At 42.5% G+C, this 25,718-nt stretch carries 21 protein-coding genes; 18 read left to right on the forward strand and 3 right to left on the reverse strand.

Translation table 11 applies throughout. The features are described 5' to 3' along the window. Nucleotides 1-33: 33 nt before the first annotated feature. The 12 genes from pbp2b (at nt 34) to JX304_RS03430 (ending at nt 15,792) form a co-directional block, all read left to right on the forward strand. Entirely contained in the window at nt 34-2,085 is a 2,052-nt protein-coding gene (gene pbp2b, locus JX304_RS03375; RefSeq protein WP_205011264.1) for a penicillin-binding protein PBP2B, read from the forward strand. A gap of 10 nt (nt 2,086-2,095) precedes the next feature. Further along, the gene (gene recR / locus JX304_RS03380; protein WP_187540902.1) at nt 2,096-2,692 is read left to right on the forward strand and encodes a recombination mediator RecR; all 597 of its coding nucleotides are present in this window, start codon (nt 2,096-2,098) and stop codon (nt 2,690-2,692) included. Nucleotides 2,693-2,768: 76 nt separating this feature from the next. Continuing rightward, nucleotides 2,769-3,815, forward strand: coding sequence for a D-alanine--D-alanine ligase (locus JX304_RS03385; RefSeq protein ID WP_205011265.1), 1,047 nt, complete (start codon nt 2,769-2,771; stop codon nt 3,813-3,815). A 272-nt stretch (nt 3,816-4,087) separates the two neighbouring features. Further along, nucleotides 4,088-5,455, forward strand: coding sequence for a UDP-N-acetylmuramoyl-tripeptide--D-alanyl-D-alanine ligase (locus tag JX304_RS03390; RefSeq protein WP_205011266.1), 1,368 nt, complete (start codon nt 4,088-4,090; stop codon nt 5,453-5,455). 57 nt (nt 5,456-5,512) lie between these two features. Further along, nucleotides 5,513-6,208 carry a TIGR02206 family membrane protein gene (locus tag JX304_RS03395; protein WP_205011267.1) on the forward strand — a complete coding sequence of 232 codons (696 nt, stop codon included), beginning with the start codon at nt 5,513-5,515 and terminating at the stop codon, nt 6,206-6,208. 9 nt (nt 6,209-6,217) lie between these two features. Then, nucleotides 6,218-6,898, forward strand: coding sequence for a TIGR02206 family membrane protein (locus tag JX304_RS03400; RefSeq protein ID WP_205011268.1), 681 nt, complete (start codon nt 6,218-6,220; stop codon nt 6,896-6,898). Between the two features lie 55 nt (nt 6,899-6,953). Continuing rightward, nucleotides 6,954-8,879 (forward strand): DUF2207 domain-containing protein, encoded by a 1,926-nt coding sequence (locus JX304_RS03405; RefSeq protein ID WP_205011269.1) that lies wholly within the window; start codon nt 6,954-6,956, stop codon nt 8,877-8,879. A 334-nt stretch (nt 8,880-9,213) separates the two neighbouring features. After that, on the forward strand, nt 9,214-10,761 hold the full coding sequence (locus JX304_RS03410) for a peptide chain release factor 3 (RefSeq protein ID WP_205011270.1): 1,548 nt from the start codon (nt 9,214-9,216) through the stop codon (nt 10,759-10,761). Between the two features lie 79 nt (nt 10,762-10,840). After that, on the forward strand, nt 10,841-11,221 hold the full coding sequence (locus JX304_RS03415; RefSeq protein WP_187539401.1) for a PH domain-containing protein: 381 nt from the start codon (nt 10,841-10,843) through the stop codon (nt 11,219-11,221). Between the two features lie 45 nt (nt 11,222-11,266). Beyond that, entirely contained in the window at nt 11,267-12,175 is a 909-nt protein-coding gene (locus tag JX304_RS03420) for a magnesium transporter CorA family protein (protein ID WP_205011271.1), read from the forward strand. Between the two features lie 804 nt (nt 12,176-12,979). Continuing rightward, nucleotides 12,980-14,551 (forward strand): DEAD/DEAH box helicase, encoded by a 1,572-nt coding sequence (locus JX304_RS03425; RefSeq protein ID WP_205011272.1) that lies wholly within the window; start codon nt 12,980-12,982, stop codon nt 14,549-14,551. Nucleotides 14,552-14,898: 347 nt separating this feature from the next. Continuing rightward, nucleotides 14,899-15,792 carry an aldose 1-epimerase family protein gene (locus JX304_RS03430; protein WP_205011273.1) on the forward strand — a complete coding sequence of 298 codons (894 nt, stop codon included), beginning with the start codon at nt 14,899-14,901 and terminating at the stop codon, nt 15,790-15,792. A 16-nt stretch (nt 15,793-15,808) separates the two neighbouring features. On the opposite strand, the gene JX304_RS03435 is transcribed toward JX304_RS03430, so the two are convergent. The 3 genes from JX304_RS03435 to JX304_RS03445 form a co-directional block, all read right to left on the reverse strand. Further along, entirely contained in the window at nt 15,809-16,072 is a 264-nt protein-coding gene (locus JX304_RS03435; RefSeq protein WP_004219743.1) for a GIY-YIG nuclease family protein, read from the reverse strand. After that, nucleotides 16,062-16,808, reverse strand: coding sequence for a tRNA1(Val) (adenine(37)-N6)-methyltransferase (locus tag JX304_RS03440; RefSeq protein WP_205011274.1), 747 nt, complete (start codon nt 16,806-16,808; stop codon nt 16,062-16,064). Before JX304_RS03440 ends, JX304_RS03435 begins: the two co-directional genes overlap by 11 nt. Before the next feature lie 232 nt (nt 16,809-17,040). Continuing rightward, a complete protein-coding gene (locus JX304_RS03445; RefSeq protein ID WP_205011275.1) occupies nt 17,041-19,380 on the reverse strand; it encodes a cation-translocating P-type ATPase in 2,340 nt (779 codons plus the stop codon). Between the two features lie 172 nt (nt 19,381-19,552). Here JX304_RS03445 and JX304_RS03450 point away from each other — a divergent pair, with 172 nt between their 5' ends. The 6 genes from JX304_RS03450 (at nt 19,553) to sodA (ending at nt 25,691) form a co-directional block, all read left to right on the forward strand. Further along, nucleotides 19,553-20,299 (forward strand): lysophospholipid acyltransferase family protein, encoded by a 747-nt coding sequence (locus JX304_RS03450; RefSeq protein WP_205011276.1) that lies wholly within the window; start codon nt 19,553-19,555, stop codon nt 20,297-20,299. Between the two features lie 66 nt (nt 20,300-20,365). After that, nucleotides 20,366-21,034: a helix-hairpin-helix domain-containing protein gene (locus JX304_RS03455; RefSeq protein ID WP_205011277.1), complete on the forward strand. Its 669-nt coding sequence runs from the start codon at nt 20,366-20,368 to the stop codon at nt 21,032-21,034. Beyond that, nucleotides 21,015-23,261 (forward strand): DNA internalization-related competence protein ComEC/Rec2, encoded by a 2,247-nt coding sequence (locus JX304_RS03460; RefSeq protein ID WP_205011278.1) that lies wholly within the window; start codon nt 21,015-21,017, stop codon nt 23,259-23,261. Before JX304_RS03455 ends, JX304_RS03460 begins: the two co-directional genes overlap by 20 nt. Before the next feature lie 75 nt (nt 23,262-23,336). Continuing rightward, nucleotides 23,337-23,939, forward strand: coding sequence for a DUF805 domain-containing protein (locus JX304_RS03465; RefSeq protein WP_205011279.1), 603 nt, complete (start codon nt 23,337-23,339; stop codon nt 23,937-23,939). Nucleotides 23,940-23,962: 23 nt separating this feature from the next. Continuing rightward, entirely contained in the window at nt 23,963-24,997 is a 1,035-nt protein-coding gene (gene holA / locus JX304_RS03470; RefSeq protein ID WP_205011280.1) for a DNA polymerase III subunit delta, read from the forward strand. 88 nt (nt 24,998-25,085) lie between these two features. Then, entirely contained in the window at nt 25,086-25,691 is a 606-nt protein-coding gene (gene sodA / locus JX304_RS03475) for a superoxide dismutase SodA (protein WP_061455362.1), read from the forward strand. Nucleotides 25,692-25,718: the final 27 nt, after the last annotated feature.

The following is a 25,718-nucleotide window of genomic DNA, read 5'->3' on the forward strand; positions in this document are numbered from 1 at the left end:
AAGTGTTACAGAGAATAGAAGGGCAAAAAGTTCATGAAGAAAAAAATACGGAAGTTTGAAAATCATTCGATTACACGCAGACTTTATCTGTTATTTAGTTTGATTTGTCTTCTTTTTTTGGTTCTGATTGCCCGGCTTGGCTACATGCAGATTACCCACCAAGCTTATTACACGGATAAATTAGCTAAGGCAACGAAAAAGACAGTCAAGCAAGGAAGTGTGCGAGGACAAATCTATGATGCCACTGGGAAACCCTTGGTAGAAAATATTGGAAAGCAAGTCTTGACCTTTACGCGGGATCGGAAAATGACGGCCCAAGAAATGAGAGAGACAGCTGGAAAACTCTTGCAGTATGTTGATGTAGAGAATCCCAAGGTGACTGAACGCCAGGAAGTGGACTATTATCTTGCCAATACCAAGGTATACAAAGAAGTGGTCGACCACCTGTCTGACAAAAAGAAATTTGATACTGATGGGAATCGTTTGCCGGAAGCCAAGATTTATCAAGCAGCCGTGGATAGTATTGACCCTTCAAAACTTGGCTATACAGACGATGAAAAAAAGACCATTTATCTTTACAGCCAGATGAATGCTGTGGAGAACTTTGCGACGGGGATTATTTCAACGCAGCCACTAGGGGCTGAACAAATCGCAACGATTGCTTCAGATAGTCAGAACCTTCCAGGTATTGCGATTACCACTAGCTGGGACCGTAAGGTTCTGGATACGCCCCTTGCTTCTATCATCGGAAGTGTCTCGACCGAGCAGGCTGGGCTTCCTGCCGAAGAGGTCGATCAGTATGTTAAAAAAGGCTATGCACTCAACGACCGTGTTGGAACCTCTTATCTCGAAAAGGAGTATGAGGATGTCCTTCAAGGAAAACGAAGTGAAAAAGAAATTCTCCTAGATAAAAATGGCAACATGGAAAAGGTAGTCGACATCGCAAAAGGGGCCAAAGGGGAAAACCTCAAGCTCTCGATTGACTTGGATTTCCAAAAAGGAGTGGAGGACATTCTTCGCTCTGCCTTTAGCTCTGAGTTACAAGCTGGAAATGCCACCTTCTCCGAAGGCGTCTACGCGGTTGCTTTAGAGCCTGATACGGGGAAAGTCCTTGCCATGGCTGGTATTAAACACCAAATCGGCAACCAAGATTTATCAGCAGATGCTTTGGGAACTGTGACCAATGTTTTTGTCCCAGGTTCTGTAGTCAAAGGAGCCACCTTGACTTCTGGTTGGGAAAATGGTGCCATTTCCGGCAATCAGGTGCTGACCGATCAGCCCATTGTTTTTGCAGGATCTGCTCCTATTAATTCTTGGTTCACTCAATACGGTAGCCGTTCCATCAATGCGGTGGAAGCTTTGGAATATTCTTCCAATACCTATATGGTCCAAATTGCCCTCAAGATGATGGGACAACCTTATCGTCCCAATATGACCTTACAAGTTGATCAGGTCGATCCGGCCATGAAAAAATTGCGTTCAACCTTTGCCGAGTATGGTCTTGGAACGTCAACGGGGATTGACCTTCCCAATGAATCGACAGGCTTTATTCCGAAAGAGTACACAGTTGGTAATTATTTGACCAATGCCTTTGGTCAGTTTGACAACTATACACCAATGCAATTGGCCCAATATGCGGCAACGGTTGCCAATGATGGCAAGCGGGTTCGTCCTCATGTCGTCGAAGGTATCTATGACAATAATGCAGAAGGTGGACTTGGTCAGTTGAAAAAGACGATCGAACCCAAAGAACTCAATCAGGTACATATTTCGGCTGAAGATATGGCTTTGATCAAGCAAGGATTCTACCAAGTGGCCAATGGGACGAGTGGGTTAACGACAGGGAAAACCGTTGGTCGTGGGGCCAATGTTTCCATCAGTGCTAAAACTGGTACAGCCGAAACCTCTGTAGACGGTGGCAAGCAAGCTATCAATACCAATGTGGTGGCTTACGCCCCTTCAAACAACCCCAAGATTGCGGTCGCAGTGGTCTTTCCGCATAATACCAATCTCCAAGCGACGGTCAGCCATTCGATTACGCGCGATATTATTAACCTATACAACCAGAAGCACCCCATGAATTAGAAAGGAAACTATGCTCTATCCAGCACCTATTGCAAAATTAATTGACAGTTATTCGAAGTTGCCGGGAATTGGGATCAAAACAGCGACCCGTCTCGCTTTTTACACCATTGGCATGTCGGATGATGATGTCAATGAATTTGCCAAGAACTTACTCAATGCCAAGCGTGAGTTGGGCTATTGTAGTATTTGTGGCAATTTGACCGATGAAGAGACTTGCGAGATTTGCCGAGACGAAACGCGAGATCCATCCATTCTTCTTGTTGTAGAAGATAGCCGGGATGTCTCTGCTATGGAAAATATCCAAGAATACCACGGCCGCTATCATGTCTTGCACGGCTTGATCTCACCCATGAATGGTGTGGGACCCGATGATATCAACCTCAAGAGTTTGCTCAGTCGCTTGATGGATGGAACGGTTACGGAGGTGATTGTTGCGACCAATGCGACGGCAGACGGGGAAGCAACATCCATGTATATCTCACGTGTCCTCAAACCTGCAGGGATCAAGGTGACTCGTTTAGCGCGGGGACTAGCAGTTGGAGCCGATATCGAGTATGCGGACGAAGTGACCCTACTTCGTGCGATAGAAAATCGGACAGAATTATAAGGGTCGTCCTTTCACAAGGACGGTCATTGTGGTATACTATCAAGTAAGAAATCAAGGGAACAATTAGGGAGAAACTATGAGTAAACAAGACTTAATCCTATTGTATGGTGGACGCAGTGCAGAGCGTAAAGTATCTGTTCTTTCAGCAGAAAGCGTGATGCGCGCGATTGATTACCAAGCATTTTCAGTTCAAACCTACTTTATTACGCAATCAGGAGATTTCATCCAGACGCAAGCTTTTGAAGAGAAGCCAGCGGATGATGAGAAATTGATGACCAATGAGACGATCGATTGGTCTAAAAAAGTGGCACCATCAGCGATTTATAAGGAAGGGGCGGTTGTTTTTCCGGTTCTTCACGGACCGATGGGGGAAGATGGTTCCATTCAAGGATTTTTAGAAGTCTTGAAAATGCCTTATGTTGGCTGTGGGATTCTAGCCTCTAGTGTAGCGATGGACAAGATCACCACCAAACGGGTCTTGGAATCTGCAGGGATTCCGCAAGTTCCTTATGTAGCTGTGGTAGAAGGCGATGACCTAGATGAAAAAATTGCTACAATTGAAGCGACTCTCTCTTATCCCGTCTTCACCAAACCATCCAATATGGGTTCTAGCGTCGGCATTTCAAAAGCTGAAAACCAAACAGAGCTTCGGGCTGCTCTCGAGTTAGCCTTCAAATACGATAGCCGGATTTTGGTTGAGCAAGGGGTCAATGCGCGTGAAATCGAAGTTGGTCTTCTTGGAAACTATGATGTGAAAAGTACCTTGCCTGGTGAAGTTGTCAAAGATGTGGCCTTCTATGATTATGAAGCCAAATACATTGACAATAAAATTACCATGGCTATTCCAGCTCAATTGGACCCTGAGGTTGTGAAAATAATGCGAACCAACGCAGAAAAAGCCTTTCGTGCGATCGGTGGTTTGGGCTTAGCTCGTTGTGATTTCTTCTATACGGATAAAGGAGAGATCTTCTTAAATGAGCTCAATACCATGCCAGGCTTTACCCAATGGTCTATGTATCCCTTACTTTGGGACAATATGGGACTCAACTATACAGATTTGATCACCAAGTTAGTAGAGCTTGGAAAAGGAGTCTTCCAAAAACACGAAGCGCATTTGTTGTAAAAATAGGGAGAGTGGGACAGAAATCGGTCATTCGTAGAATTCGATTTCGTCGTCCCACCTCCGCACAGTTGAGTAGGACTGTAAAGCTGATGAAATCAGCCTAGTAGAGCCCACTCAACCACTGCGTCTTGCTCGACAATCCAAAAACAATCAAGAGGCTAGGACTTCTGTCCCAGCCACTTTTTTTGTGGTCTAGAATATGGTATAATGAGAAGAATTTGATAGGAGCGTCCCCGTTATTGTGGGCGCAATGAAAGATTGAGGAGTCGGATATGAATCTCACCTTACATGAAGTTGCTCATCTTGTACATGCAAAAAATGATATCAGCCAATTTGAAGATGTGGCCCTCGTCAAGCCTGAATTTGACAGCCGGTTGATTGGGCCTGGAGACCTTTTTGTTCCGTTAAAGGGAGCGCGTGATGGCCATGATTTCATCGAGACAGCTTTTGAAAATGGCGCTGTCGCTACCTTTTCAGAAAAAGTGATTGAAGGGCATCCGTATATTTTAGTGGAAAATGTGTTAACTGCTTTTCAAGCATTGGCTGCAGCCTATCTTCAAAAAACGAAAGTAGATGTGTATGCAGTGACGGGATCTAACGGGAAAACAACCACAAAAGATATGCTGGCCCAGCTCTTGTCCACCACCTACCTAACCTATAAAACACAGGGAAACTATAATAATGAAATTGGTCTGCCTTATACGGTACTGCATATGCCAGAAGGGACGGATAAACTCGTCCTTGAAATGGGACAAGACCATCTAGGAGATATCCATCTTCTCTCAGAAATTGCCCATCCAAAAGCAGCAATTGTCACCCTCATTGGGGAAGCCCATTTGGAATTCTTCAAAGATCGAAGCGAGATCGCAAAAGGAAAACTCCAAATTGCGGATGGCATGCCAGAAGGTGGCCTTCTGGTGGTTCCAGCGGATCCGATCGTAAATGCCTACCTCCCTAAAAAGCAAAAAGTGGTCCGCTTTGGTCCAGATGAGGAGATTTTCCTTACCGAATTGGTAGAGCGAAAGGATAGCTTGACTTTCCGAACGAATTTCCTAAAAGAAGCTATTGATCTTCCTGTCACTGGAAAATACAATGCAACCAATGCCATGATTGCAGCTTATGTTGCCTTGCAAGAAGGAGTGAGCGAAGCGGCGATTCGGGATAGTTTTGCGACCTTGCAATTGACCCGCAATCGAACAGAGTGGAAGAAGGCCAGTAATGGAGCAGATATCTTATCCGATGTCTACAATGCCAACCCGACAGCCATGCGCTTGATTTTAGAGACCTTCTCGACTATTCCAGCCAATCCAAATGGCCGGAAGCTGGCAGTTCTGGCCGATATGAAAGAACTAGGGGAGCAATCGATTGATCTCCACAACCAAATGATTCTTAGCCTCTCACCAGATGTCTTGGATACCGTTATTTTCTATGGACAAGACATTGCAGGATTGGCCCAGTTAGCGAGTCAGATGTTCCCACTCGGACATGTCTATTATTTCAAGAAGACCGCTGAGGAAGATCAGTTTGAGGACATGGTCAAACAAGTCAAGGAAACCTTAAAAGAGCAGGACCAAATCCTCATCAAGGGAAGCAATTCGATGCATTTAGCCAAATTGGTAGAGGAGTTGGAGAAAGCCTAGCAAAAAGTGAAGGAAGTTTTCCGAAGAGAGACGTATATAAACTAAAGGAATAGAAAGATGACACTTTGGGATTTATTGTTTACCAACCAAAAATCAGCCCCGCCTGAGTTCGGACTCTGGTACGTTTTCATGCCAGTTTCTTTGATCGTCATTGGCTACTTTTCAGTCAAATATGCCCAGTCGAAAAGTTACCAACGCTTTTGGTATTGGGCGCAATTGATTCAAGTCTTGAGTATCAATACTTGGTATATGTGGGCGCACATGCCGTTGTCCGATAGCCTTCCTTTTTACCATTGTCGCTTGGCCATGCTAGTGATCCTTTTTGCACCGAAGCGAACAGTGGTAAAACAGTATTTCGCCCTTCTTGGGGTGTTTGGGTCAATCGCTGCTCTGCTTTATCCAGTATTTGATCCTTTCCCATTCCCACATATTACGGCACTGAACTTAATCTTTAGCCACTGGGCTCTTTTTGCCAATTGTTTGCTCTATTTGCAAAGGGATTACCAACCCATGCGTGTTACAAGTTGGTCCATCTGCAGGATTACTTTTGGTTTGAATGCTTTGATTTTTCTAATCAATAGCTTGACGAATGGAGATTATGGTTTTCTTCGCCATCCGCCTTTGATTGGAGATCAAGGCCCACTCCTCAATTACGTGATAGTTAGTAGCGTGATGTCAGTGGCGATTGTTTTGGTTCATGTTTTATGGAAATCTAGATTTGTAGAAGAAAACGAATTGTCTCGCCTGAATTAAGGAGGTTATATGCATCATTTTTTCACTACGGAAGCAACAGCACCACCAGCTATTTCAGTACTTTGGTATAGTATCATGGTTTTGTTCGTTGTGACAGCGATTTTGGTGTCACTGCGTTTTTATCGAAGCGACCAATTTAAGAAATGGTTTCAATACTTACAGGCTTTTCAGTTGATCAGCTTGTATCTGTGGTATTTTTTCTATCAGATTCCTTGGTCCAATAGCCTGCCTTTCTATCATTGTCGCTTGGCCATGTTTGCGGTCTTGCTCTTGCCAGACCGTTGGAAGAGCAAACAGTATTTTGCCTTGATGGGAGTGAGTGGCGCGATCTTTGCCTTGGGTTATCCAGTCTTTGATCCCTATACCTTCCCTCATATTACGAGCTTTTCCTTTTTACTTGGGCATTACTGTCTCTTGATCAATTCTTTGGTTTATCTCTTACGGTGGTATGATCGAAATCTCTTAAAAAAAAGTCAGATTGTTCTCTACACCTTTGTTTTGGATTTGTTTCTGGTTGGGGTCAATCAACTAACGGGAGGAAACTATGGCTTGATGGCTCGCCCACCGATTATGAGAGGGGATAAGGTGTGGCTCAATTATCTCGTTGTTTCGAGTATATTGGCCTTGGCCTTGGTCCTCTTTAATCAGATCTTCCAAAGAAGAAGTGAGCGGGTGAAAGTGACCAAATAAGAGTGGAAAGGTTGGGATAGTAAGTTCTCAACCTTTGTTCGTTAAAGGAGAAAACATGAAGCGATTTTTACTGATGATCAGTCTCTTTTTAGGATTTGTTGGCTCCATAGTAGTAGCCAAAGCAGATGAGCAGGTTCGCTATTCGATTGAATCCTATGTGGGACACCTTCAATTGCAGGAAGATAGCCAAGCTATTTTTACACAGGAAATTACCTATCAGTTTCAGACGGGTTACAATGGCCAGTATGTGACCTTAGGAAGTGCAGACCCGCTGCCAAAAGGGTTTAAGATTCATCGAAATCCTCAGGTGGAAGCCTATGTGGACGGGGAGAAGCGTGAGATTCGTGTAGAGGAAACGGATCTCAAAGACGGCCGGCAATTAAAAATATACAATTCCAGAATTGTAGGAGGAAAGGTTCAGATCAAAGTAATCTGGAAGATAGACCATCTCTTGAATTTGTACAATGATATTGCAGAACTAAATTGGTTTCCCATTTCAGATGGAGATGAAAAAGTTGCGAAATTAGATTTTTATGTGGATGGTTTGGATGCCAAGCAGGGAGACTTGTATGCTCATACCGGTTATTTCAATCCGCCAGTTCAGGTCGAACGGACTGCAACTGGTTATCATATTTGGACAAAGGACTTTCCTAAGAATGGAAAGCTTGAACTGCATGCTTATTGGCCAATGACGGATTCCCTTCGTCAGTCTCAATCGCGTTCGATTCAAAAAGAAAATAGAAAAGACACATTCCTAAAAAAAGAAACATCCATACAACAAAAAACAGTCATCTACAAGACATTGTTTCTCAAAGTCGTTCCAATTGTATCGCTTCTTTTATTTGTTCTAGCTTTCATTCCATGGATCCGCTATATGATCAGTACCAGAACTCGTCGGATTGCAAAAGGAGTACGGTTATACGAACCCCCACAGAATTTGCCACCCTTTGTCCTAGCTAAGGCCTTGTATCAACTTGATTTTGAACAGATGGTGATGTCTAGAGAGAAAGGGCAACTAAAATTTAATCATCTCATTCAAGCAACCATATTGGATCTTATTGATCGAGGAAATCTTCGTTTGACGAGAGATGAAAATGGGGAAACCTTAACTTGTCTCCATTATGAAGGTTTGGCTGATTTTGAATTAAAGTTTATCGAAATGATCTTTAATCAAAAAACTGAAATCAGGATCAGCGAGGTATTCTCAAAGTATAAAATTAATCAAGCGGCCCTAAAAAAAGATTTCCGAGCTGCTAAAACAGACACACAACGAGACCGTATTCGAAAGGTCGGAAGTGATGTTCGATCCCTTTTAAAAAAGGATGCCCAGCAATTGTCAAAAGGTGTCGACAAGGAGATTGCGAAATTAGGATTGCCCTCTTATTTTAGAGACTTAACTGAGAAAGAAGAAGCCCTTTCAAAAACAGGCTGTGCCTTACACTTTTGGGTCTTACTGATCTTATTTGTGAGCATGTGTTTCTTATCTTTTGGATTTGGTTCACATCTATCTTCCTTCTATTTTTGGATGATTGTATTGTTGATCGTCTTCTTCATTCCGTTTTATATTGTTGTAAAACTTCGTGAAGATCATCTACAATCTTTAGAAAACTTGGATGCACAATTTAAATGGATGGCCTTTCGAAATATGATCGAAAGTATTCCAAATTTCAACCAAGCAGAGCTTGAGAGTATTGTCCTATGGAATCGGATCTTAGTCTATGCGACCCTGTATGGTCAAGCTAAAAAAGTGAGCCAGGTACTCCAAAATCACCGAATTGCTACACCATATGAAGACTGGGACACTGTTCTTTGGCTAACGACCTCTTCAAATTCCTTCCTAGATGGCTCGACCTTAATGAGTTATGCGGCTGATTCCTATAGTGTTTCAAGCTTTTCTGTTAACTCCTCAGATGGGAGTGGTGGTTTTGACGGCGGTGGATTCTCTGACGGCGGTGGTGGCGGAGGATTCGGGGCTTTCTGATAGCCGTGGTAAGAGGAGGCTGGGACAGAAGTCTTAGCCTCTCAATTGTTTTTGGATTGTCGATCAAGACGCAGTGGTTGAGTGGGCTCTACTACGCTGATTTCATCAGCTTTTACAACCCTACTCAACTGTGCGGAGGTGGGACGACGAAATCGAATTCTAACGAATGACCGATTTCTGTCCCACTCTCTTTTTTGTTTCCCCGAAAAGATCCATCATTGAAAAAAGTGCCTCTTTTCGCTATAATAGAAAAGATAGAGAAATTGAGGAGAGATCCGATGTAGAGATGAATTTGTAAATTTATCAAAAATTAAAAAGAGAAAGAATTAGGAACATGAACGTACAAGAAGAAATTAAAAAACGCCGTACCTTTGCCATTATCTCCCACCCGGATGCTGGAAAAACGACGATTACAGAGCAGTTGCTCTACTTTGGGGGGGAGATTCGTGAGGCTGGTACCGTAAAAGGGAAGAAAACAGGAAACTTTGCCAAGTCCGACTGGATGGATATCGAGAAACAACGTGGGATTTCGGTAACCTCATCTGTCATGCAGTTCGACTATGATGGGAAGCGTGTCAATATCCTAGATACCCCAGGGCACGAGGACTTCTCAGAAGATACTTACCGTACCTTGATGGCGGTGGACGCTGCCGTCATGGTCGTAGACTCTGCCAAGGGGATTGAGGCCCAAACCAAGAAATTGTTTGAGGTTGTCAAACACCGTGGGATTCCCGTCTTTACCTTTATGAATAAGCTAGACCGTGATGGACGTGAGCCACTGGACCTCTTAGAAGAATTAGAAGAAGTCTTGGGTATTGCCAGTTACCCAATGAATTGGCCAATCGGGATGGGGAAAGCCTTTGAGGGACTTTATGACCTTTATAACCAACGCTTGGAACTCTACAAAGGAGATGAGCGTTTTGCGAGTCTAGAAGACGGGGACAAGCTTTTTGCTAATAACCCATTCTACGAGCAAGTAAAAGATGATATTGAACTCTTGCAAGAAGCAGGAAATGAATTCTCAGAAGAAGCGATTTTAGCGGGTGAATTAACTCCAGTCTTCTTTGGATCAGCTTTGACGAACTTTGGTGTGCAAACCTTCCTTGAGACTTTTCTCAAGTTTGCTCCAGAACCTCATGGACATAAGAAGACAGATGGTGAACTTGTCGATCCTTACGACAAGGATTTCTCAGGTTTTGTCTTTAAAATCCAAGCTAACATGGACCCTCGTCACCGTGACCGTATCGCCTTTGTACGGATTGTATCGGGTGAATTTGAACGTGGTATGAGTGTTAATCTCCCTCGTACTGGTAAGGGCGCTAAGTTATCTAACGTGACTCAATTTATGGCCGAAAGCCGTGAGAATGTTAGCAATGCCGTAGCAGGAGATATCATTGGGGTCTACGATACGGGTACCTATCAGGTCGGAGATACCTTGACAGTTGGCAAAAACAAGTTTGAATTTGAACCACTGCCAACCTTTACGCCTGAAATCTTTATGAAGGTGTCTGCCAAGAACGTTATGAAGCAAAAGTCCTTCCATAAGGGAATTGAGCAATTGGTGCAAGAAGGAGCCATCCAGCTCTATACCAACTACCAAACGGGTGAATACATGTTGGGTGCTGTCGGGCAACTCCAGTTTGAAGTCTTCAAGCACCGGATGGAAAATGAATACAATGCCGAAGTGGTCATGAATCCAATGGGGAAAAAGACCGTTCGCTGGATCAAGCCAGAAGACTTAGATGAGCGCATGTCTTCAAGCCGAAACATCCTAGCTAAGGACCGTTTTGACCAGCCTGTTTTCCTTTTTGAAAATGACTTTGCCCTTCGCTGGTTTGCGGATAAGTATCCAGATGTTGAGCTGGAAGAAAAAATGGGTTAAGAAACCATTCGTTACCGATGTATTAAAATAAAAATACGAAAACAGAAACTAATCTGTTTTCGCTTATAAAGGAGAAACTATGGGATTACTAAGTGGTTTGATGGGCAATGCCTCTCAAAAAAATGTCGACAAGGTGGAAAGAGATCTGGAAGATATCTTGGTGCCGGGAGAGCAAGTGACCCTTGCTTTTAGCTTGATTCGGGACCTCATTGTCTTTACAGAATATCGCTTGATTTTGGTGGATAAACAAGGAGTGACTGGGAAGAAAACGTCTTACAAATCCCTTCCTTATCGCTCCATCTCTCGCTTTTCCGTTGAAACCTCTGGTCATTTTGATTTAGATGCGGAATTAAAAATCTGGGTCTCTTCTGCAGTGGAGCCTTCAGAAATCTTGCAATTCAAGAGTGACAATAGCGTCATTGAAATCCAGCAAGCTTTAGCCAGTGCTGTTTTTAAATAATCAGCTGCACCAAACCATTGATAAATAGTAGGGAAAGGAGTCAACATGTTTATCGATAAACAATTGGGTCAAGATCGGAAATGGATCAATATCGATTCAGATAGGATCACAGAGAATTCCTATCTCTATAAGAAATACGATATTGACAAAGAAACGATTGAGTACGCTCTGGATAAAAATGAACGAGCGCATATGGACTACAATCGAGAAAACGGGACGATCACCTTTATCTACAATGTCTTGAACCTGGAAAAAGATAAGGAATATTACGAAACAATTCCTATGGCTTTTATTGTTCAGGATACCCGTCTGGTCACGATCAGTAACCAAGAAAATGTTTACATCATTGAACAGATGATGAGCTACTTGGAAGCTCATGGAGAGTTGTCCATTTTTAAGTTGCTTTTTGCTGGTCTTGAAATGATCAGTAATGCCTATTACCCGATTATAGACCGTTTAGATAAGCACAAGGATGACCTCAATCGCCTCCTTCGAAAAACCACAACCAGTAAGAACCTCTATGCCCTATCCGACCTTGAGACCGGTATGGTTTACCTCCTTGCTGCAGCCAAGCAAAATCGGATGTTGCTAGAACATATCAAAGCGCATGCCATTTATCGCAGGATGAATGATGTTGAAAAAGAGCAGTTTGATGATGCTATGATCGAAGCGCGTCAGTTGGTTTCCATGACCGAGTTGATTTCGAATGTCTTACAGCAGTTGTCTGGATCCTACAACAACATCCTAAACAATAACCTGAATGACAACTTGACCACCCTAACCATCTTTGAAGCCTTGTTGGCGGTCTTAGCCGTTATCACTGGTTTCTTTGGGATGAATATTCCCCTTCCTATGACAGAGGATCCCAATGCTTGGATCTATGTATCCGTATGTAGCTTTATATTATGGCTCATTTTGGCAAAGGTTATGCGGTGGATTGTGAAAAAAAGATAAAAAGAGGCTTGGAGAAATCCGAGCCTCTTCGTATCTAAAATAATCTGAGAAATAGGAACCATCTAGACACCTGCCCTCCTCTCCAAAGAAGGGGCAGTGTGAATAGTTCATCGACTGTACAAAATCTTCTTGGAAATAGTAGGAGTAGATTTAATAGTACTGAGTGGTTTCTAAATAAATTAGAACTTAGAATAAATCGTTGAATCAGATAAAATGATCCTATTTCTTTATACAGAAATATTTTAGATACTAACTGTATTATACATATTTATTTGTAAAAACGCAAGATAAGACCTACCAAAAAATAAAAGTTTTTCCGAATTTTTTATACTCCTATGATGAAGTATATGAAATGGTTACAAGAAGAAAACCAGTTCTGGCTAGGTTTAGGGGCACTTTAATAATCTTAAGCTATCTAAGATTTTTTCCTAAAAAATAAAATTAGTCTCCTGTGACTATCATTTACCTCTTCATTGTGTTATACTAGATAAGTTGCAAACTTGTATGAGAGAAATGGTAGGGAGACTGAACAGATGGAAGGATTCTGTTCGAAAGAAGACTCCCGCAAGTAGGATCATGTTGCCTATTTGTTTGAAAAAACAATTCTAGTCAACAACATCCGTTAGGACGCAAAACATTTTTCTCTAAAGAAAATGTAGTCTCAAACAGACAAACTGATTTTTTCTTTAGATGAGTCTTGCGACAGGTAACCGGGAAGGTGACTTCCTATGCAATCAGTGCGTTTTCGCATTGAACGAAGTGTGATAAAGTGGCTTCGCACCACTTTTTAGAAAGAAGAAAGAATTGAAATTCAATGAATTTAACTTATCTGCTGCATTATTAGCAGAAATTGAAAAAGCTGGCTTTGTAGAAGCAAGCCCGATCCAAGAACAAACCATTCCTTTGGCCCTTGAAGGAAAAGATGTCATTGGTCAAGCGCAAACAGGGACCGGTAAAACGGCTGCTTTCGGTCTTCCAACTTTGGAGAAGATTGATGTCGATAACACAGTAATCCAAGCCCTAGTTATTGCCCCAACGCGTGAATTGGCGGTTCAAAGTCAGGAAGAACTCTTCCGCTTTGGACGTAGCAAGGGTGTCAAAGTCCGCTCAGTCTATGGTGGGTCAAGTATTGAAAAGCAAATTAAAGCCTTGAAGTCAGGCGCTCACATCGTTGTGGGAACACCTGGACGCTTGCTAGATTTGATCAAGCGCAAGGCCTTGAAACTCAATCATATTGAAACCTTGATCTTGGACGAAGCAGATGAAATGCTCAACATGGGCTTTTTGGAAGATATCGAAGCTATCATTAGTCGTGTTCCAGAAACACGCCAAACTCTTCTCTTTTCAGCAACCATGCCAGAAGCCATCAAACGCATCGGTGTTCAGTTTATGAAAGAGCCCGAACACGTTAAGATCGCAGCCAAAGAATTGACCACCGACTTGGTCGATCAATACTATATTCGTGTCAAAGAAGGCGAAAAGTTTGATACCATGACTCGATTGATGGATGTCGAGCAACCGGAGCTTGCCATTGTCTTTGGTCGGACTAAACGCCGGGTTGATGAATTGACGCGTGGCTTGAAGATCCGTGGTTTCCGAGCAGAAGGGATTCACGGAGATTTAGATCAAAACAAACGTCTTCGTGTCCTTCGCGATTTCAAAAATCGGAATCTGGATGTTCTTGTAGCAACGGACGTTGCGGCACGTGGTTTGGACATTTCAGGTGTGACCCATGTCTATAACTACGATATTCCACAAGATCCAGAAAGCTATGTTCACCGGATCGGACGGACAGGTCGTGCTGGGAAAACAGGACAATCCATTACCTTTGTATCGCCAAATGAAATGGGCTATCTCCAAATTATTGAAAACCTCACCAAAAAGCGGATGAAGGGAATGAAACCTGCAACAGCAGAAGAAGCCTTCCAAGCGAAAAAACAAGTAGCACTGAAGAAAATTGAACGTGACTTTGAGGATGAAAGCATCCGGACCAACTTTGAGAAGTTTGGTAAAGATGCTCGCAAACTGGCAGCAGAATTTACTCCGGAAGAATTGGCCATGTATATTTTGAGCTTGACCGTTCAAGATCCAGACAGCCTTCCAGAAGTTGAAATTGCACGTGAAAAACCATTGCCATTTAAACCATCTTCTGGTGGATTTGGTGGAAAAGGCAAAGGTGGTCGTGGAAATGGATACCGTGGAGACCAACGCCGTGATCGAAACCGTAGAGAAGACCGAGATGGTGGACGCCGCGATTTCAAACGGAAGTCCAATAAAAACAGCCGCGACTTTGAAGGGAAGGGCAATAAACGTCCTCATCGTACATCCAATGAAAAGAAAAATGGCTTTGTCATCCGCAATAAAGGGGATAAATAAAGCCTAAGAATGGTCTAGCAATAGGCCGTTTTTATATACCGGAAATCAAAAATACAAGGGTTAACTAGCTGTTAACCCTTGTATATTTATAAGGAGACCTAAATGATAACTGACTCTTTTAGAAAAATGTATCATGATAGGGGGCATCCAAAAAAGTCAGACAACAGAAAGAATTCCTAAAATAGAATATTTCTGTTAACATATTAATTTTACAATTATTTCTGAGCGTTGTCAAGGATTTTTTATTATTTTTTTAAAATTTTTGACTAGAAAATAAAAATTGACAATCAAATTTAATAGGTTATAATGAATATAATAACTATGCTAATTATAAAGAGGTGTTGGCCGTGGTGATTGCATTAAAGAATGATGATTTAGAAGTACAATGTAAGATAATTGGAGGGGAATTGAACTCCATTCGAAGTAAAGAAGGCATAGAATATCTCTGGCAAGGGGATCCAGAGTATTGGTCAGGACAAGCGCCGGTTCTGTTTCCAATTTGCGGAAGCGTTCGTAATGGCCAAGTGCAGTACCATCTACAAGACAGGGTGAAGACAGGTCAGCTTCCAAGACACGGTCTCATTCGCAAGAGAGAGTTTGAACTCAAAGAACGAACAGACAATTGTCTTGTCTTTGAAATCACCTCTAACAATGAGAGCTTACAAAATTATCCCTACCATTTTCGAGTGGAAATTGCTTATGAATTGAAAGGAAAAGAAATCACCATTACCTATCGCGTGCAAAATCTAGAGTCTGATCAAGTCATGCCTTATTTCATTGGGGGGCATCCAGCCTTTCGTTGTCCCCTTTTAGCAGATGAAGACTATGAAGACTATGAGTTGATTTTTGAAAAAGAAGAAAGCTGTAGCGTCCCTCTCTTGTTCACAGAAACCGGTTTGGTTGATCGCCTGCAGCGGATGCCATTTTTAGACCATAGTCGTAACCTACCTTTGCGCCATGAACTGTTTGAAAAAGACGCCATTATTTTAGATCAATTAGCCTCTAAATCTGTGCAGCTTCTCTCGAAAAAATCCGGTAAAGGTTTGGAATTTTCCTTTGCAGATTTTGAAAATCTGGTCCTTTGGTCTACTAATAACAAGGGCCCCTTCATTGCCTTAGAGCCTTGGACAGGGCTACCAACATCTGATGAAGAAGGGGATTTCTTCGAAGATAAGAAAGGGGTCATTCTCTTGCGACCACAAGAACTGCGAACTCATCAATACCGTATCACCATTTTGTAAATGAAAAACCGTTGGACTATGGAGTCCGACGGTTCTTTTTGATATAGTTTAGCTTTGCCTGGCGTGATTTCTTTTTAAAGAGAGCCTCGGCAGACATGGCAGAGGGTTTATCTGGATAGGATTCTTGGTAAAGAAGTTTAACGGGGAGACGAGCCCGTGTGTATTTGGCGCCTTTTCCAGCATTGTGCGTCTTTAGGCGTTTTTCGACATCTGTGGTGTAACCAGTGTAGAGGGAGCCATCCGCACATTCTAAAACATACATGTAAGCCTTAGTTTCCATAGTAGATCTCATGAATCTCGTCTGTATAGCTGCCATCTTCATTGTGAATAAAGAGAGGTGGCAGAATTTTTAAACCATCCAGTGAGCCATCCTTGATCGCCTCAATCAATAACATATTGGCCTCTTTGGTCACTTTTGGATAGACAAACTGGATCCGCTTAGGTGCAAGATTGTAATGCTTCATGGTTTCGATGATATCTAAAAAGCGATCTGGACGATGGACCATCGCTAAGCGACCATTTGATTTGAGAACTCGCTGGGCCACATGGCAAATCTCATCTAAATTGGTGGTAATTTCATGCCGGGCTAAGAGGTAGTGTTCGCTTTCATTGAGATTGGAATGTTCATCTACCTTGAAATAAGGAGGATTACAAAGGATAATATCCACCTTACTGCCCTTGATATGTTGAGGCAAATGCTTGAGGTCATCGGTGATCATGGACATTTGCTGGTCCAAGCCATTGAGGGCAATCGAGCGGGTAGCCATATCCGCCAAACGTTCCTGAATCTCAACACCAATGATCTGAGCTTCTGTCCGAGTGCTCGCAAAGAGTCCCACAGCTCCATTTCCAGCGCAGAGATCCACGATCAATCCTCGCTTGGGCAATTTTGGAAAACGCGAGAGCAGGACGCTATCCACGGAGTAACTAAAAACTTCCCGATTTTGTATGATTTTTACATCACTTGAAAAGAGTTGGTTGACGCGCTCGCCGTCTTTTAATTCGATATCTGTCATGGCTCTATTATAGCATGAAAAAAGGCTCGGGGAAAGATGGGCAGAATAGAAAAAGAGAGTGGGACAGAAATCGGTAATTCGTTAGAATTCGATTTCGTCGTCCCACCTCCGCACAGTTGAGTAGAGCTGTAAAAGCTGATGAAATCAGCGTAGTAGAGCCCACTCAACCACTGCGTCTTGCTCGACAATCCAAAGACAAGAAGAGGCTAGGACTTTTGTCCCAGCCTCTTTTTTAATCAAATTCATATTTTTGTAGAATCGTAGTGAGGATAAAGACTCCTGTAAAGACGGCCATCAATGCCAGATAAACTGGGAAAGTAGTGGCTGTAAGGAGGGAAATCTCGATCAAGTTTTTCAACACGACCGCAGATGCGTAGAATCCTACTACAGAGAAGAGGATGAGGAGGAACCGCCAGATATTTAGTGGCAGGCAAGCACGGATAACGGATAGGAAACCGATGGATCCAAGTAAGTAGTAGGATACAGTAGACATATCGGCTGCAGACCAACCATGGCTTGCTCCCCAAAGGCGAATGAACAAGACGCTAAAGACGACCATCAAGGCGCTTGGTAAGGCTAACAGAAGGGAACGTCTTAAGAAGTGTTTTTCAACCGGTTTGATATTGCGTTCAAAGGTCAACACAAATGGTGGGAAGCCTTCGACGAATTGGTCGATCAAGGTGATTTGAATAGGGATGAAAGGGAAAATCAGCAAATAATTGACGTTGAAGAAGAGGGCACTAGCGATACAGATGATAGCCAAGAGGAAGGAATAAATGGTCTTAATGAAGAAGATTGGAGCGATTCGTCCAATATTATTCACCACACGACGACCTTCAAATAGAATTTCTGGAACGTCATTAAAGTCAGAGTTCAAAAGTACAATATTTGCAATTTGACGGGTTGCAGGATCTCCTTCAGCCATCACGATCGAGCAGTCAGCTTCACGAAGAGCGAGGATATCATTGACCCCATCTCCAGTCATAGCCGTTGTCCGGCCAGCTGCTTTCAAGGTCTGAATGAGCAGTTTCTTTTGGTGAGGGGACACGCGTCCAAAGATAGCTGTTTCTTCTGCTTGATCCACTAATTGATCATCAGAAATTTTTGAACAATCGACGTAGTTCTCATAATTTTTAAAGCCAGCTTGTTGAGCAATATAAGAGACCGTCACAGGGTTGTCACCGGAGATGATTTTGAGATCCACTCCTTCAGAACGCAAATACTCAAGAGTATCTGAAGCCCCTTCACGAATAGGGTCTGTAATCTCAATAACCGCAATCCCTTCAAGATTTTCAGGCAGTTTCAATTCCTGCATGCTGATCAGTTCTGAACTGTGGGCCAAGACGAGAACGCGCGATCCGCGGGCTTGTGCTTCGACGACAGCAGTTGGATTTTCTTGAAGCAGCATTTCAGGAGCACCGAGAAAGACAGTTCCGAGGTTAGATAGGTGCATAGCTCCCCATTTTCGATCACTCGAAAATGGAATGATGTTTTCAGCAGAATAGGCGTGCTCCAACTCCCCATAAGCCTTGCGAATAGCTTGAGCAGTAGGATTGGTGTCCTCACTATTTTGCATGTAAGCAGAGAGGATGACCTGGATCGTCTGTTCGGAAAAATGATCCGTTAAGCTATGGAGAGCTTCGACTGTCATCTTCCCTTGAGTGATGGTACCGGTTTTATCCAGACACAAGGTATCCACACGCGCTAGGGTTTCTACTGAGTACATTTCTTGAACTAGAACCTTGCGCATGCCGAGCTTAATCACCGCCGTCAAAAGAGACGTAACCGTCAGTAGGGCAATTCCTTTTGGCAACATTCCTAAGAGAGCAGTGGAAGAATTCACAACGGAATCCTTGATGGGCAACATTTTAATCAACAGAGCTTCAAAGAAGAGGGCAAGACCAAATGGGATGATAATTTTTCCAGTGAAGCTAGAGATTTTCGCTAAGTTATAGAGAATGCGCGAATTGATGGGCTTCAAGGTTTTGGCTTCCATCATGAGTTTGTTGGCATAGTTGTTTGCTCCAACTCGTTTGACACGGGCATAGACTTGACCACTGGCAATATAACTACCAGAAAGCAGTTCATCACCAACTTCTTTTAAGACCAGGTCACTCTCACCTGTTAGCATCGCTTCGTTGGCTTCAGCAATTCCAGACATGACCTCAGCATCACTAGGGATCTGCTCACCCGAAGACAGAAGCATTAAATCACCCAGAACAAGCTTTTCTGGAGGAATCGCATCTTTTTCCCCGTCTCGAATGACAGCCACCAACTCACGACTCATGAGATTGAGTTTATCAATCATCCGCTTGGCGCGCATCTCAGTCATGATCCCTGTAATGGCATTGAAGCAAATAACCGCGAAAAAGATCATATTGCTCCAGGCCTGTACAGCAGCTAAGGCTACGGCAATTACAAAGTTTAAGGTATTAAACAAGGTGAAGACGTTGCGCTTAATGATTTGCCAGGTACTGGTACTGGTATTCGTTGTAAAATCATTGGTTTGTCCGCGATCCGTTTTCTTGCGGACTTCACTGAGGGATAACCCCTTTAATTCATTCGTTTCCATAGACAATATGATATCATTTTTTTGCGAAAAAGACTATCTAGAATCGGTCCGCTGACATATTTTTTATCTAAAAAAGTTTGCGGTCAAAATAAGGATACGGTATAATAAGAAAGAACGTTTTACATGATGGAATATCTTGTAGAGATTAATGAAATGGATTTGAGGAACAACTATGTTTTATACCTATTTACGTGGCCTTGTTGCCTTTATTCTTTGGGTTTTAAATGGCAATGCCCATTACCATCATAAGGACAATATTCCAGATCGGGAAGAGAACTACATATTGGTATCGCCTCACCGGACATGGTGGGATCCAGTCTATATGGCCTTTGCGACCAAGCCAAAGCAATTTATCTTTATGGCGAAAAAAGAACTCTTCACCAATCGTATTTTTGGCTGGTGGATTCGCATGTGTGGGGCTTTTCCGATCGACCGTGAAAATCCGGGAGCAGAAGCCATTAAGTATCCTGTCAATATGCTAAAAAAGAGCAACCGTTCCTTGATTATGTTTCCAAGTGGAAGCCGTCATTCTCAAGACGTCAAAGGTGGTGTTGCCATCATTGCCAAAATGGCTAAGGTCCGTATCATGCCAGTGACATATACTGGTCCAAGAGACTTGAAAGGGTTGGCAACGGGTGAACGCATTGATATGAACTTTGGACATCCGATTGATATTTCGGATATTAAAAAGATGAATGACGAAGGAGTGTCAGAAGTTGCCCGTCGTATTCAAGAGGAGTTTGACCGTTTGGATGCGGAAGCGCAAGCGATCAACACTCCAACAAAACCCTTTATCTTGATTCGTTTGTTAAAAATCCTTTTGATTCCACTTGTCTTAGTCGTGGGCATCTTAACCTTGCTCTTTAGTTACCTAGCCAGCTTTGTATGGGATCCGGACAAACATCGAAAAAACAAGTAAAAAAACTGAGATTTTTTCTCTGTTTTTTTTATTTTTACGAATAATAAAAGTGAGAGGAGGTTTCTTATGGAGGATATCATCGAAAAAATTAAAGAATATAAGCTCTTTTTAGCTCTTACTGCTATTGGACTCTTACTTGGAGGGTATTTTCTTTTTCATCGACCTCAGTCAAGTGCATCCACCATACCGGATCTTTATCAGTCTTCTAGTTCAACTTCGAGCAAAGAAAAGGTGCAGACCAATAGTTCCAAAGAAGAAAAGACGGTTACTTCAGTGTCTGATACACCCGAGATCATTACGGTCGATGTCAAAGGAGCCGTCAAACAACCAGGTGTCTATGAGTTGCGCTCAGATAGCAGAGTCCACGATGCCATTCATAAGGCGGGTGGGATGACAGCAGATGCCAATAGCCAATCGGTCAACTTGGCGCAAAAACTCTCTGATGAAGCAGTGATCTATGTTGCCAAAGTAGGGGAAGATGTTCCAGCACTTGGAAGTTCAGAAAGTTCCGCAACTTCGTCAGCATCAACAGATAAAACAGGCAAGGTTCATTTAAATCGAGCGACAGAGACAGAGCTTCAAACAGTATCGGGAATTGGTCAGAAACGAGCCCAGGATATTATCGCTTATCGCGACGCAAATGGCCCTTTTCGATCAATCGATGATCTGAGGAATGTTTCAGGAATCGGAGAGAAAACACTGGAGAAACTAAGAGATGCTTTCACGGTGGATTAAAGTACTTCCATTTTCTCTTGTCCATCTTGCTTTCTTGCTCCTATGGCTGTATTTTAGTTTCTATCAACCATCTTGGCTTTCGATCAGCGGTCTAGTAGTAGTGGTAGTTTTAGCGGTTCATCACTATAAAGGGGATCGCTCAAGTTTGCTAGGGCTTGGTTTAGCAACCCTTTGTTTTGCGGCCTTCTTTGTTTTTCAGCGACTACAGGATCATCCAGTACAAGTAGCAAGGCAGATCCCACCCCAATTACAACTGATTCCAGATACTATCAAGATCAATGGGGATGCCCTGTCTTTTCGAGCAAAAAATCAGGGTAGAACTTACCAAGTCTTCTACACTTTAAAATCAGAAAAAGAAAAACAGCAGTGGCAAAGTCAAACCCACTTGCTGGAGTTGACATATAAAGGTGTTATAGAGGAGCCAGAAAGGCAGCGAAATTTTAGAGGATTTGACTACCGGTCTTATTTGAACACACAGGGCATTCACTATCAAATAAAAATCGAAGAGATCCAATCCGCGCTTCCCATCCAAACGTGGAATGTTTTCGATTGGCTATCTCAATGGAGGCGCCAAGCCATTGTTTGGAGCAAGGAGCACTTTCCACAGCCAATGAACCAGTATATGACCGGCCTTCTTTTTGGTTATTTAGATACGGATTTTGAGGAAATGGATCAGCTTTACACGAGTTTAGGAATTATTCATTTATTTGCCTTGTCTGGAATGCAGGTCGGCTTTTTCATCAATGGGATCCGAAAAGCTCTCTTACGTCTAGGAATCTTGCAAGAGACAGTCGATATCTGGATGTTTCCAATCTCTTTGATCTATGCTGGCTTGACAGGTTTTTCTGTTTCAGTGGTTCGCAGTCTCTTACAAAAACTCCTCTCTCAAAAGGGCATCCGAGGGATGGAAAATATGGCGGTGACCTTGATGCTCTTAATGATTCTCATGCCTAAGTTTCTCCTGACAGCTGGAGGCGTCTTGAGTTGCGCCTATGCCTTTATTTTGACCTTGGTAGATGCTAATTCTTATTCAGGAATTAAAAAAGTGCTAGTGGAAAGTTTCTGGATTAGTCTGGGGATCTTGCCGCTTTTGACCTATTATTTTAGTGTCTTTCAACCATGGTCACTCCCTTTAACCTTCCTCTTTTCTTTCTTATTTGACCTTGTCCTTCTTCCAGGTTTAACGGTGCTATTTATCTTATCGATTCTAAAGCCCCTTACAATTTTTAACAGTTTTTTTCTTCTCATAGAGGAGTGTATTCGTTGGATTTCAAAGCTCACGTCGGTACCTTTGGTATTTGGTCAGCCGACGGGACCAGCTCTAATTGCTCTCTTCCTTCTTTTAGGGATCTTGTATGATCTTCGAAAGAAAAAGAACGTTCGTTTCCTGTTAATGGGCATGATCCTACTGATCTTTTGTTGGACCAAGCATCCTTTAGAAAATGAGATCACAATGGTGGATATCGGTCAAGGAGACAGCATCTTTTTACGCGATTGGAAAGGAAGAACCATTTTGATTGATGTCGGAGGACGCATCACTTTTAAAAGTGGAGACAAGTGGCAAGAACGCAGTCAATCTGCCAATGCTGAAAAAACTCTGATTCCCTATCTCAAGAGTCGAGGTGTTGGAAAACTCGATGCTTTGGTCTTGACTCATACAGACCAGGACCATATGGGCGATATGGTGGAGGTTGCCAAACAAATCCCGGTTAAAAAAGTGTATGTCAGTCCAGGTAGTCTAACCAATTCTCAATTTCGGGAGAAATTGAAACAGCTTCATAGTACAGTTAAAGTAGTCCAGAGAGGGGATCAACTTCCAATTTTTGATCATCATCTCGAAGTCTTATCTCCTGATGAAGTGGGGGATGGTAAAAATGATGATTCGATTGTCCTCTATGGACAGTTCTATCAGAAACGATTTTTGTTCACAGGTGATCTTGAAGAGGCTGGAGAGAAAAAACTATTGGAAAACTATCCACAATTACAAGTGGATGTCTTGAAAGTAGGGCATCATGGATCTAGAGGTTCCTCTAGTGATGTATTTTTAGACCAGTTACATCCTCAATTGGCCTTGATCTCTGTTGGAAAGAAAAATCGCTACCAGCATCCTCATAAAGAATTGCTCGATCGTCTAGAGGAACGATCCATTTCTTATCTTCGTACCGATGAAAGGGGAGCGATCCGCTTGATTGGATGGGACCATTGGAGGGTGGAAACGGTTCGCTAGGTATGAGGAGAGGTTTGCTTTCTATGCTGAAAATTGCTATTATAGAAAGTGAAATCAATGTAAAGGTAGAATCGTATGAACGCATTTAAGCAATTTTGGATACAGTATGCAGATTTTTCAAGTAGGACCAGTCGGGCTCATTTTTGGCTAGCTTTTTTCTGGAATTCCCTGATTTCTTTGCCTCTTTGGGTTTTTTACATCGTGACCTCTTTGTCCCATCAAAATGCTCAAGAAGCATTCAATTTTTCAGCTGTTCATTCTAAGACAGGTTTATGGGCGCTTGCTTTCTTAGCATTCTTTTACTTCCTCATTTTGGTACCCAGTCAAGCCATTTGTGTGCGTCGCTTGCGGGATGCTGGGATCCATTGGTCTTGGATCTTTTTGAACCTTGGTCCGGTCTTGCTCTATTTGTTGACGGGTCTAGATATTTTTCTATTTCTTTGGGTGATTACAGTTGTTTCTCTCCTGATTCTCATGATGCTTCCAGGAAAAAATACCTTCCCACAACCAGTAGAAACTCCTAAGGGAGTAGCTTCTGAACCACAGGTCACCGCGACAGGGGGGAGCTTTGGAGGCAACTCGTTTGAGCAAATTCCTAATTTTGTAGGAGCACCTGATTTGTCCGATGAAAAACCACCATTGGAACAAAAAATGGCTGCTGAACACGAAATCCACTAAACGGATAAAGATAAGAGAGTTTCATGCAAGCAATTACCGACACTAAACATCTGACGGTTCAAACTCTGCCTTCTATTCTTGTCTTGACAGGCGAGGATGTAGGTCAATTTGAATGGTTAAAAAAAGACATTTTAAAAAAAATAGGCTATGATCCCTCAGATTTGAATTATTCTTATTTTGATATGAAGGAAGCCTCCTATGCTGAGGTAGAGCTGGATTTGGTCAGTCTTCCCTTTTTCGCTGATGAAAAAATTGTGATTTTGGATCACTTATTGGATCTGACTACTGCCAAAAAGCGTAACTTAACAGATGACGACCTGAAGCAATTTGAAACCTTTCTGGAAAACCCTTCTGAATCGACCCGTTTGCTGATATTTGCAGAAGGAAAATTAGATAGTAAGCGTCGCTTGGTCAAACTCCTAAAACGGGATGCCAAAATCATTGAAGCGATAACTCCTAAAGAGCAAGAGGTAAAGAGTTATTTTGCAAGTCAAGCACATGAATTGGGCTTGCAGTTTGTGGGCGATTCCTTGGACCAACTACTATTAAAATCTAGCTATGATTTTGGAGAGTTACAGAAGAATCTCGCACTATTGCAGGCCTATAAAGAAGATGGTCAGATTACCCTCGAAGATATCGAGGAGGTTGTTCCCAAAACCTTGCAAGATAATATTTTTGATCTGACCCAAATGATTCTCAAACGCCAAATCGATCAAGCCCGGAATTTGGTGAAAGATCTCCGCTTACAAGGAGAAGATGAAATAAAATTAATTGCCATTCTGTTGGGGCAATTCCGAATGTTTTCTCAAGTAAAAATATTTTCAGAAGAAGGTCAATCCGAAAGCCAAATCGTAGCGAGCTTGTCGGAGTTGTCAGGACGAAAGGTCAATCCATATCAGGTGAAGTTTGCCTTGCGGGATAGCCGCAAGCTTTCCCTGTCCTTTTTGAAGCAGGCCATGATGACCTTCATCGAGACGGATTATGCAATTAAAAGTGGAACGTATGATAAAGACTACTTATTTGATTTGGCACTTTTAAAAGTGGCAAACAGCGTCTAAACATGAATGAAATTGCAAGCAGATTAGTTGAATAATTTAGCTGTTTGCGTTATCATCAAGTCAGTAATAAAGAAAAGAGGACCATAAAATGGCTATCATTTTACCAGAATTACCATATGCTTACGATGCATTGGAACCATATATCGATGAAGAAACTATGCATTTGCACCATGATAAACATCATCAAACATATGTAAACAATGTCAATGCGGCTCTTGAAAAACATCCTGAAATTGGAGAAGACCTTGAAAGCTTGTTAGCTAATGTTGAATCTATTCCAGCTGACATTCGCCAAGCTGTGATCAACAATGGTGGTGGTCATTTGAACCACGCTCTTTTCTGGGAATTGATGACTCCAGAACAAACAGCTCCTTCAGCAGAACTTGCTGCAGCTATTGATGCCACATTTGGTTCATTTGAAGACTTCAAAGCAGCCTTCACAGCAGCAGCAACGACACGTTTTGGTTCTGGCTGGGCATGGTTGGTTGTCAACAAAGAAGGTAAACTTGAAGTTACTTCAACAGCAAACCAAGATACACCAATCTCTGAAGGAAAAACGCCAATCCTTGGTTTGGATGTTTGGGAACATGCTTACTACGTGAAATACCGTAACGTACGTCCTGACTACATCAAAGCTTTCTTCTCAGTGATCAACTGGAATAAAGTTAATGACTTGTTTGCAGCAGCAAAATAATAAAATAAAGGAATCTATAAGAGCGAC

Source organism: Streptococcus parasanguinis (genome assembly GCF_901875555.1).
Taxonomy (GTDB): Bacteria; Bacillota; Bacilli; order Lactobacillales; family Streptococcaceae; genus Streptococcus; species Streptococcus parasanguinis_H.